The sequence below is a fragment of the Kitasatospora sp. NPDC086801 genome, from assembly GCF_044745805.1.
In the GTDB taxonomy this organism is placed as follows: domain Bacteria; phylum Actinomycetota; class Actinomycetes; order Streptomycetales; family Streptomycetaceae; genus Kitasatospora.
Window position 1 is genome coordinate 58,474 of the sequence record NZ_JBIVAX010000022.1, and the last position, 17,789, is coordinate 76,262.

1 protein-coding gene (running past one end of the window) is annotated in these 17,789 nt (G+C 77.4%); it reads left to right on the forward strand.

Annotated features, from left to right (window positions below):
• A protein-coding gene (locus ACIPLC_RS22770) for a type I polyketide synthase (RefSeq protein WP_400474829.1) crosses the window boundary here: on the forward strand, positions 1–17,789 show its 5' portion. It continues 10,219 nt past the right edge of the window; the window shows 17,789 of its 28,008 coding nt (coding positions 1–17,789); it begins with the start codon at positions 1–3; its stop codon lies off the right edge, out of view.

A 17,789-nucleotide genomic window follows, 5' to 3' on the forward strand; every position in this document is an offset into this window, starting at 1 on the left:
ATGGACAAGGAACAGAAGCTCCGGGACTACCTCAAGCGGGCCAGCGCGGACCTCCAGCGCTCCCGGCAGCGGGTGGACGAGCTGGAGGCGGCCGCCCGGGAGCCGATCGCCATCGTGGGGATGAGCTGCCGCTTCCCCGGCGGGGTCGCGGCTCCCGAGGACCTCTGGGCGATGCTCGTCGCCGGCGAGGACGGCATCACCGGCCTGCCCGCCGACCGCGGCTGGGAGCTCGACCCGGCGGACGGGCCGGTCGACGTCCGGGGCGGGTTCCTGCAGGGCGCCGCCGACTTCGACCCGGGCTTCTTCGGCATCTCGCCGCGCGAGGCGCTGTCCATGGACCCGCAGCAGCGCGTCCTGCTGGAGGCCTCGTGGGAGGCGATCGAGCGCGCGGGCATCGACCCGAGCAGTGTCCGCGGCACCCGTACCGGCGTCTTCGTCGGGGCGATGCCGCAGGACTACCGCACCGGGCCGGACGACGACGTCCAGGGGTTCGTGCTGACGGGCAACGCGACCAGCGTGATTTCCGGCCGCCTCTCCTACGTCCTCGGCGCCGTCGGCCCGGCCGTCACCGTCGACACCGCGTGCTCGTCGTCGCTCGTCGCGCTCCACCTGGCCGCGCAGTCGCTGCGCGCGGGGGAGTGCGGCATGGCGCTCGCCGCGGGCGTCACCGTCATGTCGACCCCCACCACCTTCGTCGAGTTCGCCCGTCAGGGCGGCCTGGCCCCGGACGGCCGCTGCCGCTCCTTCGCCGACTCTGCGGACGGCACCGGGTGGGCCGAGGGCGTCGGCGTGCTCGTCCTGGAGCGGCTGTCGGTGGCCCGGCGCAACGGGCACCGGGTGCTGGCCGTCGTGCGCGGCACCGCCGTCAACCAGGACGGCGCCTCCAACGGGCTCACCGCGCCCAACGGGCCGTCCCAGCAGCGCGTCATCGAGCAGGCGCTGCGCAACGCGCGGCTCGCCGCCGACCAGGTCGACGCGGTCGAGGCGCACGGCACCGGCACCGTCCTCGGCGACCCGGTCGAGGCCCAGGCGCTGCTCGCCACGTACGGGCGCGGGCGCGACCCGCGGCGCCCGCTGCTGCTCGGCTCGGTGAAGTCGAACCTGAGCCACACCCAGGCCGCCGCCGGCATGGCCGGGGTGATCAAGACGGTGCTGGCGCTGCGGCACGAGCTGCTGCCGCGCACCCTGCACGTGGACGAGCCGTCCACGCACGTCGACTGGGAGTCCGGCGCCGTCCAGCTGCTGACCGAGGCGACGCCGTGGCCGCAGGGCGCCGAGCCGCGCCGGGCGGGCGTCTCGTCCTTCGGCCTCAGCGGCACCAACGCGCACGCCGTCATCGAGGAGGCCCCGGCGGCGGAGGAGGCGCCCGCGCCCGACGCCGTCGACGCCGGGACGCTGCCCTGGCTGGTCTCCGGCCGCACCCCCGAGGCGCTGCGGGCCCAGGCCGCACGGCTGGTCGCGTTCCTGGCGACGGACGCCGAGGGCTCCGCCGCCGACCTGGCCCACGCGCTCGCGACCACCCGGGCCGCCCTGGAGCACCGCGCCGTCGTCACCGCGGCCGGACGCGCCGAGGCCGTCGCGGCGCTCACCGCGCTCGCGGACGGCGAGGGCGACGGCCGGGCAGTCCTGGGCACCACCCAGGGGCGCGGCAAGCTCGCCTTCCTGTTCGCCGGCCAGGGCTCGCAGCGCCTCGGCATGGGCCGCGAACTGGCCGCCCGCTTCCCGGTGTTCGCCGCCGCGCTGGACGAGGTGCTCGCCGAGCTCGACGGCCGGCCGGGCGCGCCGCTGCGCGACCTGATCTGGGGCGCCGACGAAGAGGCGCTGAACCGCACGGGCCATGCCCAGCCCGCGCTGTTCGCCGTCGAGGTCGCTCTGTACCGGCTGCTGGAGTCCTGGGGCGTGCGCCCGGACTTCCTGGCCGGCCACTCGGTCGGCGAGATCGCCGCCGCACACGTCGCCGGGGTGTTCTCGCTGGCCGACGCGTGCGCCCTGGTCGCCGCCAGGGCCCGCCTGATGCAGGCCCTGCCGGCCGGCGGAGCCATGGTCGCGGTGCAGGCGAGCGAGGACGAGGTCCTCCCGCTGCTCGGCGACGGCGTGTCGCTGGCCGCCGTCAACGGCCCGCAGGCCGTCGTCGTCGCCGGTGCGACCGGCGCGGTCGAGGCCGTCGGCGCGCACTTCGCCGAACTCGGCCGCAAGGTCCGGCGCCTGCGCGTCTCGCACGCCTTCCACTCGCCGCTCATGGACCCGATGCTCGACGAGTTCCGCACCGTCGTCGCCGCGCTGGACCCGCAGGCGCCCGCGATCCCGATCGTCTCCACTCTCACCGGCACGCTCGCCACCGTCGAGCAGCTCACCTCCGCCGACTACTGGGCCGACCAGGCCCGCCAGGCCGTCCGCTTCGCCGACGCCGCCGGCTGGCTCGGCGGCCACGGCGCCACCCTGTTCCTCGAACTCGGCCCCGACGGCGCCCTCGCCGCGCTCGCCCAGGGCGCCCTCGACGGGCCGGCCCGCGACCACTGCAGCGCCCTCGCCGCGCTGCGCCCCGGCCGCGACGAGACCGAGGCGCTCACCGAGGCCCTCGCCGGACTGCACGTGCGCGGCGTCCCGGTGCGCTGGGACGCCTACTTCGAGGGCACCGGCGCCCGCCGCGCCGACCTGCCCACCTACGCCTTCCAGCACAAGCGCTACTGGCCGAAGAGCGCGCTCTCGCGCACCGGCGACGTCCGCTCCGCCGGGCTCGGCTCGGCCAACCACCCGCTGCTCGCCGCCGCCGTCTCGCTCGCCAACACCGACGGCCTGTTGCTGACCGGCCGGCTCTCGCTGCGCACCCACCCGTGGCTGGCCGACCACGCCGTCGACGGCACCGTCCTGCTGCCCGGCACGGCCTTCCTGGAGCTCGCCGTGCGCGCGGGCGACGAGGTCGGCTGCGAGCGCGTCGAGGAGCTGACGCTCACCGCGCCGCTGCCGCTGCCCGAACAGGGCGGCGTGCAGGTGCAGGTGTGGGCCGGGCGGGCCGACGCGGGCGGGCGGCGCACCGTCGGCGTCTACGCCCGCCCCGAGGGCGACGAGGACGCCCCGTGGACGCAGCACGCCGACGGCATCCTCGCGTCGGGCGGTTCGGCCGGCGAACACCGACCCTTCGTCGGGGAGTCCACGCAGTGGCCGCCGGCCGGTGCCGAGGCGCTCGACCTGGACGGCCTGGACGAGCGCCTCGCGGGTGCGGGCTTCCGCTACGGCCCGGCGTTCCGCGGGCTGCGCGCGGCCTGGCGGTGCGGCGAGGACGTGTTCGCCGAGGTCGCGCTGGACGAGGGCGCGAGCGGCGAGGCGGGCGCGTTCGGCATCCACCCGGCTCTGCTGGACGCGGCGCTGCACGCGACGGCGTTCCTCGGGCTCGGCGGGGTGCCGTTCTCCTGGCAGGACGTCAGCCTGCACGCCGCGGGCGCGTCGGTGGTGCGGGTGCGGCTGTCCGCGACCGGGGACGACGCGGTCGCGGTCGAGGTCTCCGACGCGGCGGGCGGCCCGGTCGTCTCGGTCGGCTCGCTGCTGCTGCGGGCGCTCCCGGCGCTGGCCGGTGCGGGCGCCGGGCCGGTCCGGGACGCGATGTTCGAGCTGCGCTGGTCCCGGCCGCGCGGCGGCGCGCAGGCGCCCGCCTCGGTGGCCGTCCCGGATGCGGACCCGCTCGGCCTCGGCGCGCTGGCGACGGCGGGCGAGGCCCCGGCCGAGGTGGTGCTCGTGCCGCTCGCGGGCGACCCGGCCGACCCGGTCGGCTCGGCCCGAGCGCTGACGGCCCTGGCCCTGGCCCGGCTCCAGCAGTGGCTCGCCGAGGACACGAACGGCCGGCTGGTGTTCGTGACCCGCGGCGCCGTCGCCACCACGGCGGACGACGAGGTCACCGACCCGGCCGCGGCCGCCGTGTGGGGCCTGGTGCGCTCCGCACAGGCCGAGCACCCGGGCCGGTTCGGCCTGGTCGACCTGGACCCGGCCGGCGGCCCGCTGCCCGGGCGCGCCCTCGGCGGCGACGAGCCGCAGCTGGCCGTGCGCGGCGGCGCCGTGCTCGCGGCCCGGCTGGCCCGCGCGGACGCGGTGGCCGCGACCGGCGCCGCGTGGAACCCGAACGGGACCGTCCTGATCACCGGCGGCACCGGCGGCCTCGGCGCCGTCCTCGCCCGGCACCTGGTGGCCGAGCACGGCGTCCGCCGCCTCGTGCTCGCGAGCCGCCGCGGCGCCGCGGCCGAGGGTGCCGCCGACCTGGCCGCGCAGCTCACCGAGGCGGGCGCCGAGGTCGCCGTCGAGGCGTGCGACCTCACCGACCGCGCCGGCGTCGAGCGCCTGATCGCGGGCGTGCCGGCCGGGCACCCGCTGACCGCCGTGGTGCACGCCGCCGGCGTGCTCGACGACGGCGTCGTCGAGCAGCTCACCCCCGAGCGGCTGGCCGCCGTGCTGCGGCCCAAGGCTGACGCCCTGTGGCACCTCCACGAGGCCACCCGGGGCCTCGACCTCGCCGCGTTCGTCGTCTACTCGTCCTTCTCCGGCACCGTCGGTGCGGCCGGGCAGGCCAATTACGCTGCGGGCAACGCCTTCGCGGACGCGCTCGTGCGCACCCGCCGCGCCGCCGGACTGCCCGGACTCTCGCTCGGCTGGGGCCCCTGGGCCCCCGTCGGCGGAATGACCGGCGGGCTCACCGACGCCGACCTCGACCGGCTCGCCCGGCTCGGCACCCCGGCGCTCTCCGCGGCCGACGGCACCGCGCTGTTCGACGCCGCCCTCGCCCGCCCCGAGGCCGTCCTGCTGCCGGTCCGCCTCGACCTCCCGGCGCTGCGCGCCCGGGGCGAGGTGCCGCCGCTCCTGCGCGGCCTGATCCGCACCCCCGCGCGGCGTGCCGCCGTGACCGCCACCGAGGCGGCCGGCGCCCTCACCCGCCGGCTCGCCGGGCTGGACGAGCGCGCCCGCACCGGGGCCGTCGTCGATCTGGTCCGCGCCCAGGTGGCGGCCGTGCTGCGGCATGCCGACGCGTCGGAGGTCGACCCGCACCGCCCGTTCCAGGACCTCGGCTTCGACTCGCTCACCGCCGTCGAGCTGCGCAACCGCCTGAGCGCCGCCACCGGGCTGCGCACCTCCGCGACCGTCGTCTTCGACTACCCGACCGTCACCGCCCTCGCCGGGCACGTCCTGGACGGCCTGACGGGCGCCCGGGCGCCCGCCGCCGCGGCCCCCGTGCGGGCGGCGGCCGACGACGACCCGATCGTCATCGTCGGCATGAGCTGCCGCTACCCCGGCGGCGTCGCCTCGCCCGAGGACCTGTGGCGCCTGCTGCGCGAGGGCACCGACGCGATCTCCGGCCTGCCCACGGACCGCGGCTGGGACGTCGAGGCGCTCTACCACCCGGACCCGGACCACCTCGGCACCAGCTACACCCGCTTCGGCGGCTTCCTGCACCGGGCCGCCGACTTCGACCCCGCCTTCTTCGGCATGAGCCCGCGCGAGGCACTCGCCACCGACGCCCAGCAGCGGCTGTTGCTGGAGGCCTGCTGGGAGGCGGTCGAGCGGGCCGGGATCGACCCGGTCGCACTGCGCGGCAGCCGGACCGGCGTGTTCGCCGGCGTCATGTACAACGACTACTCCGCGCTGCTCGCGGGCGGCCGCTTCGAGGGCCACCAGGGCAGCGGCACCTCGCCGAGCATCGCCTCCGGCCGGGTCTCCTACACCCTCGGCCTGGAGGGCCCGGCCGTCACCGTCGACACCGCGTGCTCATCCTCGCTCGTCGCCATGCACTGGGCGATGCAGGCCCTGCGCGCCGGCGAGTGCACGCTCGCGCTGGCCGGCGGCGTCACGGTGATGTCGACCCCGACCTCGCTGATCGAGTTCTCCCGGCAGCGCGGCCTGGCCCCGGACGGGCGCTGCAAGGCCTTCTCCGACCGGGCCGACGGCGTCGGCTGGTCCGAGGGCGTCGGGGTGATCGCCCTGGAGCGGCTCTCCGACGCGCGCCGCAACGGACACCCGGTGCTGGCCGTCGTGCGCGGTTCCGCCGTCAACCAGGACGGGGCCTCCAACGGACTCACCGCCCCCAACGGGCCGTCCCAGCAGCGTGTCATCCGCCAGGCCCTGGCCACCGCCGGGCTCGCGACGGCCGACGTGGACGTCGTCGAGGCGCACGGCACCGGCACCTCCCTGGGCGACCCGATCGAGGCCCAGGCGCTGGTGGCCACCTACGGCCAGGACCGTGAACTCCCGCTGCTGCTCGGCTCGGTGAAGTCTAACCTGGGCCACACCCAGGCCGCCGCCGGCGTCGCGGGCGTGATCAAGATGGTGCTGGCGATGCGGCACGGCGTCGTGCCCCGCACCCTGCACGCGGCCGAGCCGTCCTCCCACGTGGACTGGGACGAGGGCGCGGTGGAGCTGGTGACCGAGGAGGCGGACTGGCCGGAGACCGGCCGTCCGCGCCGGGCCGGCGTCTCCTCGTTCGGCTTCAGCGGCACCAACGCCCACGTCATCCTCGAACAGGCGCCCGCCGTCGTCGCGGCGCGGGAGAGCGCCCCGGCCGTCACCGCGCCCGTCCTGCTCTGGCCGCTGGCCGGCCGCAGCCCGGCCGCGCTGCGCGACCAGGCGGCCAGGCTGCGCGCGTTCGCCGCGGCGGACCCGGCCGCGAGCCCGGCCGACCTCGGCCTCTCGCTCGCCACCACCCGCTCCGGATTCGACCACCGCGCCGTCGCCGTTGGCGGCGACCGCGCGGAACTGCTCGCCGCCCTGGCCGCCCTCGCGGCCGGTGACTCCGCCGCCGGGCTGGTCGCGGGCGAGGCCGGTGCCGGCAAGCTCGCCCTGCTGTTCGCCGGCCAGGGCGCCCAGCATCTCGGCACCGGGCGCGAACTCGCCCGTCGCTTCCCGGTGTTCGCCGAGGCGCTGGACGAGGTGTGGCGCGAGTTCGGCCCCCGCCTGGAGCGCCCGCTGCGCGACGTGCTGTGGGGCGAGGACGAGGAACTGCTGAACCGCACCGGCTGGGCGCAGCCCGCGATCTTCGCCGTCGAGGTGGCGCTGTTCCGCCTGCTCGCCTCGCTCGGCGTGCGGGCCGACGTCCTGCTCGGCCACTCCGTCGGCGGTATCGCCGCCGCGCACTGCGCCGGAGTGCTTTCGCTCGCCGACGCGTGCGCGCTCGTGACCGCCCGGGCCCGGCTCATGGACGCGCTGCCCGAGGGCGGGGCCATGGTCTCCGTCGAGGCCGGTGAGGACGAGATGCTGCCGCGGCTGGTGCCCGGCGTGTCCGTCGCGGCCGTCAACGGGCCGCGGGCCGTGGTCGTCTCCGGCCTGGCGGACGAAGTCCTGCGCATCGCCGGGGAGTTCGCGGCCGAGGGCCGGCGGACCAGGCGGCTGCGCGTCTCGCACGCCTTCCACTCGCCACTGATGGAGCCGATGCTGGAGGAGTTCCGGCGCGCCGTGGCGGAGCTGGAGTTCCGCGCACCAGCCATCCCGCTCGTCTCCGACACCACCGGCGAGCTCGCCACCGGGGCCGAGCTGTGCTCGCCCGAGTACTGGGTCGAGCACGTCCGCCGCGCCGTGCGCTTCGCCGACGGGGTCCGCGCCGCCCGCGCGGCCGGCGCCACCACCTTCCTCGAACTCGGCCCGGACGGCGTGCTGTCCGCGCTCACCGAGGACGTCCTCGCCGACACCGCGCCCGGCGACCACGGGGCCGTGACGGCCGTCCCGCTGCTGCGCGCCGGGCGGCCCGAGGAGCGGACCGCCGCCCTAGCCCTGGCCGGGCTCCACGTGCGCGGGCACGCACCGGACTGGGCCGCGCTGTACGCGGGCACCGGTGCCCGCCGCACCGACCTGCCCACCTACGCGTTCCAGCACGAGCGCTACTGGCCGGAAGCCGAGCCCGGCACCGCGGTGCCGGCCGCCGACCCCGCCGACTCCGCCCTGTGGGGCGCCGTCGAGCGCGGCAGCGCCGCCGAACTCGCCGGCCTGCTCGGTCTGCGCGACGAGCAGCACGCCGGCCTCTACGCCCTCCTGCCCGCCCTCGCCGACTGGCGCCGCACCCGGCACGAGAAGGCCCGGCTCGACGCCGCCCGCTACCGCGTCCACTGGCGGCCGGTCCGCCCGGCGGCCGCGCCCGTGCTGGACGGCACCTGGCTGGTCGTCACCACCGACGCCGTCGACGACGCCGACCTGCTCGACGCGCTGCGCGGCCACGGTGCCCGCCTGGAACGGCTGGCACTGGCCGAGAACTGCCGCGACCGCGCCGAACTCGCCCGCCGCATAGCAGAGTTCGGCGAGCTGAGCGGAATCCTGTCGCTCGTCCCGCTGGCTGACCGGTCCACCCCCGGGCCCGGCCTGCCGGAGGGGATCGCGCTCGGCGTCGTCCTCGCCCAGGCCCTCGGCGACCTCCGCTCCGCCGCTCCGCTGTGGACGGTCACCCGCGGCGCCGTCTCCACCGGGCCCGCCGACCCGCTCACCAACCCCGTCCAGGCCGCCACGTGGGGCCTCGGCCGGGTCGCCGCCCTGGAGCGCCCGCAGGTGCCGGGCGGGCTGGTCGACCTGCCGCCGGTGCTGGACGCACCGACCGTGCAGAGCCTCGTCGGCGTCCTCGCGGGCAGCGAGCGCGGGGGAGAGGACCAGGTCGCGCTGCGCGGCAGCGCCGTCTACGGCCGCCGCCTGGTGCGGCACGCCGTCGACGAGCTGCCCCGCGCCGAGGAGTTCACCGCAGACGGCACCGTCCTCGTCACCGGCGGCACCGGCGCGCTCGGCGCCGAGGTCGCCCGCTGGCTGGCCCGCAGCGGCGCCCGGCACCTCGTGCTCACCGGCCGCCGCGGCCCGGACGCCCCCGGCGCCGCCGAACTCGTCGCCGAACTCGCCGAGCACGGCGCCACCGCGGCCGTCGTCGCCTGCGACGTCGCCGACCGCGACGCGCTCGCCGCCGTCCTCGCCGCCGTCCCGGCCGAGCACCCGCTGACCGGCGTCGTGCACGCCGCCGGCATCGGCCAGGCCGCCCCGCTCGCGGACACCCCGGTCGCCGAGGTCGCCGCGCTCACCGCCGCCAAGCTCCACGGCGCCGCCCACCTCGACGCCCTCCTTGCCGACCACGACCTGGACTTCTTCGTCCTGTTCTCCTCCGTCGCCGGCATCTGGGGCAGCGCCGGGCAGAGCGCCTACGCCGCCGCCAACGCCTACCTCGACGCCCTCGCCGTGAACCGCCGCGCCCGCGGCCTGACCGCCACCTCGATCGCCTGGGGCCCGTGGGCCGGCGCCGGCATGGCCGCCCACGAGGCCGTCTCCGACGCCCTGCGCCGCCAGGGCCTGCGCCTCCTCGCCCCGGAGACCGCGCTCACCGAGCTGCGCCGCGCGATCGTGCACGAGGATGTCGCCGTGACCGTGGCGGACGTCGACTGGGAGCGCTACGCCCCCGTCTTCACCGCCGCCCGGCCGAGCGCCCTGTTCGACGAGCTGCCCGAGGTCCGCGCCCTCGCCCGCGGCGCCGCGGCCGGCGCCGGGGCCGCCTCCGACCTCGTCCGCCGCCTGCGCGGCCGGTCCGAGGGCGAGCGCGACCGCCTGCTCGTCGACCTGGTGCGCCGCGAGGCCGCCGCCGTCCTCGGCCACGGCTCCGTCGACGGCGTGCCCGAGAAGCGTGCCTTCCGCGACGCCGGCTTCGACTCGCTGACCGCCGTCGAGCTGCGCAAGCGCCTCGCCGCCCTGACCGGTCTGCCGCTGCCCAGCACGATGGCCTTCGACCACCCGACGCCGGTCGCCCTCGCCGCCTTCCTGCGCGGCGAACTGCTCGACGGACCTCAGGACGTGACGGCGCCGCCGGTCGCCGCCGCCGACCCGGACGAGCCGATCGCCATCGTCGGCATGGGCTGCCGCTTCCCCGGCGGCGCCGCAAGCCCCGACCAGCTGTGGCGGCTCGTCGCCGAGGGCACCGACGCCATCTCCGAGTTCCCGGAGAACCGCGGCTGGGACACCGGTATCTACGACCCGGACCCGGACACCCCCGGCCGCACCTACTCCACCCGGGGCGGCTTCCTGCACGAGGCCGGCGAGTTCGACGCCGCGTTCTTCGGCATCTCCCCGCGCGAGGCCCTGGCGATGGACCCGCAGCAGCGCCTGCTGCTGGAGACGACCTGGGAGGCCCTCGAATCCGCGGGCATCGACCCGACCTCCGTCCACGGCAGCGCGACCGGCACCTTCATCGGGTCCACGTACCAGGAGTACGGGCTCGGCATGGACGACAGCTCCGCCGGGCACGCCGTCACCGGCACCAGCCCGAGCGTGCTCTCCGGCCGCCTCGCCTACCTGTTCGGCCTGGAGGGCCCCGCCGTCACCGTCGACACCGCGTGCTCCTCGTCGCTCGTCGCCCTGCACCTGGCCTGCCAGTCGCTGCGCGGTGGCGAGAGCTCCCTCGCGCTCGCCGGCGGCGCCACCGTCATGACCAGTCCGAACGCCTTCATCGCCTTCAGCCGCCAGCGCGCGCTCGCCGCCGACGGCCGCTGCAAGGCCTTCTCCGAGGCCGCCGACGGCATGACCCTCGCCGAGGGCGTCGGCGTCGTCGTCCTGGAGCGGCTCTCCGACGCCGAGCGCAACGGCCACCAGGTGCTCGCCGTCATCCGCGGCTCCGCGATCAACCAGGACGGCGCCTCCAACGGGCTCACCGCGCCCAACGGGCCGTCCCAGCAGCGCGTCATCCGCCTGGCCCTGCACAACGCGGGCCTCACCCCCGACGACGTCGACGCCATCGAGGCGCACGGCACCGGTACGGCCCTCGGCGACCCGATCGAGGCCCAGGCCCTCCAGGCCGCGTACGGGCGCGACCGGGACCCTCAGCGCCCGCTGCTGCTCGGCTCGGTCAAGTCCAACCTCGGCCACACCCAGTCGGCGGCCGGCGTCGCGGGCGTGATCAAGATGGTCCAGGCGCTGCGCCACGGCGTGCTGCCGGCCACCCTGCACGCCGCCGAGCCGTCCTCGCACATCGACTGGACGCCGGGCACCGTCACCCTGCTCAACGAGGCCACGCCGTGGCCGGCCGGCGAGCGGACCCGCCGCTGCGCGGTCTCCTCCTTCGGCATCAGCGGCACCAACGCGCACGTCGTGCTGGAGGAGGCGCCCGCCGCCCTCCCGACCGAGAGCGCCGGGGCGTCCGACGGCGTCGTGCCGTGGGTGCTCTCCGCCCGCACCCCCGCCGCCCTGCGCGCCCAGGCCGCGCGCCTGGCCGACCACCTCGACGTCGAGCCGGGCCTGCGCCTCCACGACGTCGCCCACACCCTGCTGACCACCCGCGCCCTCTTCGAGCACCGCGCCGTCGTGCTCGGCGCCGACGCCGCCGAGCTGCGCGAGGGCCTCGCCGCGCTCGCCGCCGGCGCCTCCGCGCCGAACGCCGTCCGGGGCCTCGCCGAGGACGGCGGCCGCACCGTCTTCGTCTTCCCCGGCCAGGGCTCCCAGTGGGCCGGCATGGGCGCCCGGCTGCTGGACGAGTCGCCGGTGTTCGCCGAGCGCATCGCCGAGTGCGCGGCGGCCCTGTCCGCGCACGTCGACTGGTCGCTGCTCGACGTGCTGCGCCAGGCCGAGGACGCGCCCGCGCTGGACCGCGTCGACGTGGTCCAGCCGGCGACCTTCGCCGTCATGGTGGCCCTCGCCGCACTGTGGCGCGCCCACGGCATCCACCCGGACGCCGTGGTGGGCCACTCCCAGGGCGAGATCGCCGCCGCCGTCGTCGCCGGGGCGCTCTCCCTGGAGGACGGCGCCCGCGTGGCCGCGCTGCGCAGCCGCCTCATCGGCCGCGTCCTGGCGGGCTCCGGCGGGATGGTCTCCGTGCCGCTGTCCGCCGAGGAGGCCGAGGAGCGGCTGCGCTCGCGCGGCGGCGGGCTCGCCGTCGCCGCCGTGAACGGGCCGAGGACCGTCGTCGTCGCCGGTCCGGCCGGTGAACTCGACGAGCTCATGGCCGAGTTCGAGGCCGAGGGCCTGCGCGCCCGGCGGATCAGCGTGGACTACGGCTCGCACTCCGCCCAGGTCGAACTCCTCAGGGAGGACCTCCTGACGGACCTCGCCCCCGTGCGCCCGCGCGCCGCCGAGGTGCCGTTCTTCTCCACCGTCACCGGCGACTGGCTCGGCACCACCGCCATGGACGCCGGCTACTGGTACCGCAACCTGCGCAACCCGGTGCGCTTCGACCCGGCCGTGCGGGAGTTGATGGCCCAGGGCCACGGCCTGTTCGTCGAGGTCAGCCCGCACGCCGTGCTCACCATGGTGATCGAGGCCACCGCCGAGGACCGCGGCGACCGTGCCACCGCCGTCGGCACCCTGCGCCGCGACAAGGGCGGCACCGACCGTTTCCTCGCCTCGCTCGCCGAGGCCTTCGTTCGCGGCGGACGGGCCGACTGGTCCGCCCGCACGGCCGGCGGGCGCCGCGTGCCGCTGCCCACCTACGCCTTCCAGCACGAGCACCTCTGGGCCGTCGCGCCGCGCCCCGGCGCGGAGCCGGAGGACGGCGAGTTCTGGAGCGCCGTCGAGGAGGCCGACGTCGAGGCGCTGGCCGCCCGGCTGCGCGTCGACAGCGGCGCGCTCGCGCCGGTGCTGCCCGCGCTGTCCGACTGGCACCGCCGCCGTCGGGAGCGCTCGACGCTCGACTCCTGGCGCTACCGGGCGACGTGGAAGCCGCTCTCCGTCGCTCCCGCCGGGCTGGACGGCACCTGGCTGCTCGTCACCGCCACGGAGGGCGAAGGCGAGGACGTCGCGGAGGCGCTGACCGCGCACGGCGCGGCGGTCGAGCGGCTCGTCCTGGACGACACCTGCACCGACCGCGGGCGGCTCGCCGCGCTCCTGGAGCCCGCCGTCGACGGCCTGACGGGCATCGTCTCCCTGCTCGCCACCGCCGAGCGGCCGGGCGAGCGCCACCCCGCCCTGCCCGAGGGCGTCGCGCTCACGCTCGCCCTGATCCAGGCCCTCGGCGACGCCGGGCAGGACGCGCCGCTGTGGTGCCTCACCCGGGGCGCCGTCGCCGCCGGGCGCACCGACCGGGTCGCCAACCCGGTGCAGGCACAGGTCCACGGCCTCGGCTGGACGGCCGCCCTGGAGCACCCGCAGCGCTTCGGCGGCGTCGTCGACCTGCCCGACGCGCTCGACCGGCGCGGCGGCGAGCGGCTGGCCGCCGTGCTGGCCGCCCGCGACGAGGACCAGGTGGCGATCCGCCCCTCCGGCGCCTACGCCCGGCGCATCGTGCGCGCCGAGGCCGCCACCCGCCGGGAGGCCCGGCCGCTGCGCGGCACCGTCCTCATCACCGGCGGCACCGGCACCCTCGCCCCGCACCTGGCCCGCCGCCTCGCCGCCGAGGGCGCCGAGCGGATCGTGCTCACCAGCCGCCGCGGCGCCACCGCGCCGGGCGCCGCCGAACTGCTCGCCGAGCTCGCCGCCGCGGGCTGCACGGCCCAGCTGGCGGCCTGCGACCTCACCGACCGCGACGCCGTCGCGCGGATGCTCGCCGACCTCGCCGCCGCCGGCCACGAGGTGCGCACCGTCGTGCACACCGCCGCCGTCATCGAGCTGCTGTCGATCGAGGAGACCACCCACGAGGCCTTCGCCAAGGTCCTGGACGCCAAGACCGCCGGCGCCCGCCACCTCGACGAGCTCCTGCCCGACGACCAGCTCGACGCCTTCGTCCTCTACTCCTCCACCGCCGGCATGTGGGGCAGCGGCCGGCACGCCGCCTACGTCGCGGGCAACGCCTACCTCAACGCGCTCGCCGAGCACCGCCGCGCCCGCGGCGGCCGGGCGACCGCGATCTCCTGGGGCATCTGGGCCGACGACCTGAAGCTCGGCCGCGTCGACCCCGGCCGGATCCGGCGCAGCGGCCTGGACTTCATGGACCCCGCGCTCGCCCTGGACGGGCTGCGCCAGGCCCTGGACGCCGACGAGCAGGTGCTCGCGATCGCCGACGTCGACTGGGAGCACTACCACCCGGTCTTCACCTCCGGTCGCCCGACCGCCCTGTTCGAGGACGTCCCCGAGGTGCGCCGACTCGCCGAGGCCGCCGAACGCCCGTCCAGGGACGGCGAGTTCGTCGCCCGGCTGCGAGCCCTGCCGGTCGCCGAGCAGGAGCGCCGGCTGCTGGACCTGGTCCGGGCCGAGGCGGCCACCACGCTCGGTCACGCCTCGCCCGACGTGCTGTCCGAGCAGCGGGCATTCCGCGACGTCGGCTTCGACTCGCTGACCGCCGTCGACCTGCGCAACCGGCTGGCCGCCGCGACCGGGCTCACGCTGCCCAGCACCCTCGTGTTCGACCACCCGAACCCGCTCGCCCTGGTGCGCTTCCTGCGCGAGAGGATCGCCGGCGCCGCCGCCGACGGCCCCGCCGCCACGATGGTGGGCGCCGCACCGGACGAGCCGATCGCGATCATCGGCATGAGCTGCCGCTACCCCGGCGGGATCGCCTCGCCCGAGGACCTGTGGCGGCTCGTCACCTCGGGCGGCGACGCCATCACCGAGTTCCCGGCGGACCGCGGCTGGGACACCGAGGGGCTGTACGACCCGGACCCGGACGCGCCCGGCCGCACGTACTCGGTGCGCGGCGGCTTCCTGCGGGACGTCGCCGAGTTCGACGCCGCGTTCTTCGGCATCTCCCCGCGCGAGGCCCTGGCGATGGACCCGCAGCAGCGCCTCCTCCTGGAGACGGCCTGGGAGGCCATGGAGCGCGCCGGCCTCGACCCGTCCGCCCTGCGCGGCAGCCCCACCGGTACCTTCATCGGCGCCAGCTACCAGGACTACCGCCCCGGCGACTCCGCCCAGGACGGCGCCGAGGGGCACCTCGTCACCGGCATCATCCCGAGCGTCCTGTCCGGCCGGCTCTCCTACACCTTCGGCTTCGAGGGCCCGGCCGTCACGCTCGACACCGCGTGCTCGTCCTCGCTCGTCGCCCTGCACCTGGCCTGCCAGTCGCTGCGCAACGGGGAGAGCGCCCTCGCCCTCGCCGGCGGCGTCAGCGTGATGGCCACGCCCAACGCGTTCGTCGGCTTCAGCCGCCAGCGCGCGATGGCCGTCGACGGCCGCTGCAAGGCCTACGCCGAGGCCGCCGACGGCATGAGCCTCGCCGAGGGCGTCGGCCTCGTCCTGGTCGAGCGCCTCTCCGACGCCGAGCGGCTCGGCCACCCGGTGCTCGCCGTCCTGCGCGGCTCCGCCGTCAACCAGGACGGCGCCTCCAACGGCCTCACCGCGCCCAACGGGCCCGCGCAGCAGCGCGTGATCCGTGCCGCGCTCGCCGGCGCACGGCTCGCCCCGGGCGAGGTCGACGTGGTCGAGGGCCACGGCACCGGCACCAGGCTCGGCGACCCGATCGAGGCGCAGGCGCTGCTCGCGACCTACGGCCAGGACCGCGAACTGCCGCTGCTGCTCGGCTCGGTGAAGTCCAACATCGGCCACACCCAGATGGCCTCCGGCGTGGCCGGCGTCATCAAGACCGTGCTCGCGCTGCGCAGCGGCGTGCTCCCGGCCAGCCTGCACATCGACCGGCCGTCCACGCACGTCGACTGGACGGAGGGCGCCATCGAGCTCCTCGCCGAGGCGCGCGACTGGCCCGAGACCGGGCGTCCGCGCCGCGCCGCCGTCTCCTCCTTCGGGCTGAGCGGCACCAACGCGCACGTGATCCTCGAACAGGCACCGGCCACCGCTGTGGCAGCTGCGCCGACGGACGGTGACACCGTGCCCTTCGCGCTGTCCGCCCGTACCGACGAGGCCCTGCGCGCCCAGGCCGGTCGGCTGCTCGCCGCGCTCGACGGGCAGCCCGAACTGCCGCTCGCCGACCTGGCGTTCTCCCTCGCCACCACCCGCAGCGCGCTCGACCGCCGCGCCGCCGTCACCACCGGCGACCGCGCCGAGCTGCGGCGCGCCCTCGCCGCCCTGCGCGACGGCCTGCCGGACGCCGCCCTCGTCACCGGCCGGGCGGCCGGCGGCGGCCTGGCGTTCCTGTTCACCGGCCAGGGGAGCCAGTACCCGGCGATGGGCAGGGAGCTGTACGACCGGTACCCGGTGTACGCGGAGGCGCTGGACGCCGTCCTCGCCCGCTTCGACCTCGGCTACGAACGGCCCGTCCGGGACGTCCTGTTCGCGGCGGAGGGGTCGGCGGAGGCTGCGCTGCTGGATGACACGGGGTATGCGCAGCCGGCGCTGTTCGCGTTGGAGGTGGCGCTGTTCCGGCTGGTGGAGTCGTGGGGTCTGCGGCCCGATTTCGTGGTCGGGCACTCGATCGGTGAGGTCGCGGCGGCGCACGTGGCGGGGGTGTTCTCGCTGGAGGACGCCTGCACGCTGGTGGCCGCTCGGGCCCGGCTGATGTCCGAACTGCCGGGCGGGGGAGCGATGGTGTCCGTCGAGGCGACGGAGGCGGAGGTGCTGCCGCTGCTGACGGACGGCGTTTCGATCGCCGCCGTCAACGGGCCCGCCTCGCTCGTCCTCGCGGGCGACGAGGGTGAAGTCCTGCGGATCGCCGAGCAGTTCGCGGCCGACGGGCGGCGCACCAAGCGCCTGCGCGTCTCGCACGCCTTCCACTCCCCGCACATGGAGCCGATGCTCGACGCCTACACCCGCGCCGCCGCCGCGCTCACCTACGACGCCCCGGCGATCCCGCTGATCTCCACCGTCACCGGCGCGCCCGCCACCGCCGACGAGCTCGCCGCGCCCGCGTACTGGGCCCGGCAGGTGCGCGGCACCGTTCGCTTCGCCGACGCCGTCCGGGCGCTCGCGGGCCACGGCGCCGCTGCCTTCCTCGAACTCGGCCCGGACGGCGTCCTCACCGCCGCCGCCCGCGACACCCTCGGCGACGGCGCCCGCCTCACCGGCGTGCCCGCGCTGCGGCGCGGCCGGCCCGGCGCCCCGGCCCTCACGGCCGCGCTCGCCCGGCTGGCGGTCGGCGGCCTGCGCCCGGACTGGGCGGCCGTCTTCGCCGGCACCGGCGCCCGCCGTGCCGACCTGCCCACGTACCCGTTCCAGCGGGAGCGCTACTGGCCGGAGGGCCGGTCCGCCCCGTCGGTGGGATCCGACCCCGTGGACGCCGAGTTCTGGGCCGCCGTCGACCGCGGCGACCTCGGGGCGCTCGGCACCGGGCTGGACCTCGACCGCGACACCGTGACCGCCCTCTCCACCTGGCGCCGCGCCCGCCGTGAGCGCTCCGCCGTGGACGCCTGGCGCTACCGCGCCTCCTGGGCGCCGCTCGACGGGGCGGGCGCTGCGGCGGCCCGGCCGTCCGGCCGCTGGCTGGTGCTCGTGTCGGACGACGCGCCGTGGGCGGACGGGCTCGTCGACGGGGTGACCCTCCGGGTCTGCGGCGACCGGGCCGCGCTCGCTTCGCAGCTGCGTGACGTGACCACGGAGGAAGGCGGGTTCACCGGCGTCCTGTCCCTGCTCGCCCTCGGCGACGACCCGCTCGCCGCCACCCTCACCGCCGTCCAGGCCCTCGGCGACGCCGGCCCCACCGCCCCGCTGTGGTGCCTCACCCGCGGTGCCGTCGCCACCGGCCGCTCCGACCGGCCCGCCGACCCCCGGCAGGCCGCCGTCTGGGGCCTCGGCCGCTCCGCCGCCCTCGAACTGCCCACCCGCTGGGGCGGGCTGATCGACCTGCCGGAGCAGCCCGACGACACCGCGCTGCGCCGCCTGGCCGCCGCGCTCGCCCGCACCGACGGCGAGGACCAGCTCGCCGTCCGTGCCTCCGGCACCTTCGTCCGGCGCCTCGTGCGCCACCCGCTGCGCCACTCGCTGGGTCACCCGCTGCGCCACCCGCTGGGCGAGCGCCCGGCCGCCCGGCCGTACACGCCCGCCGGCACCGT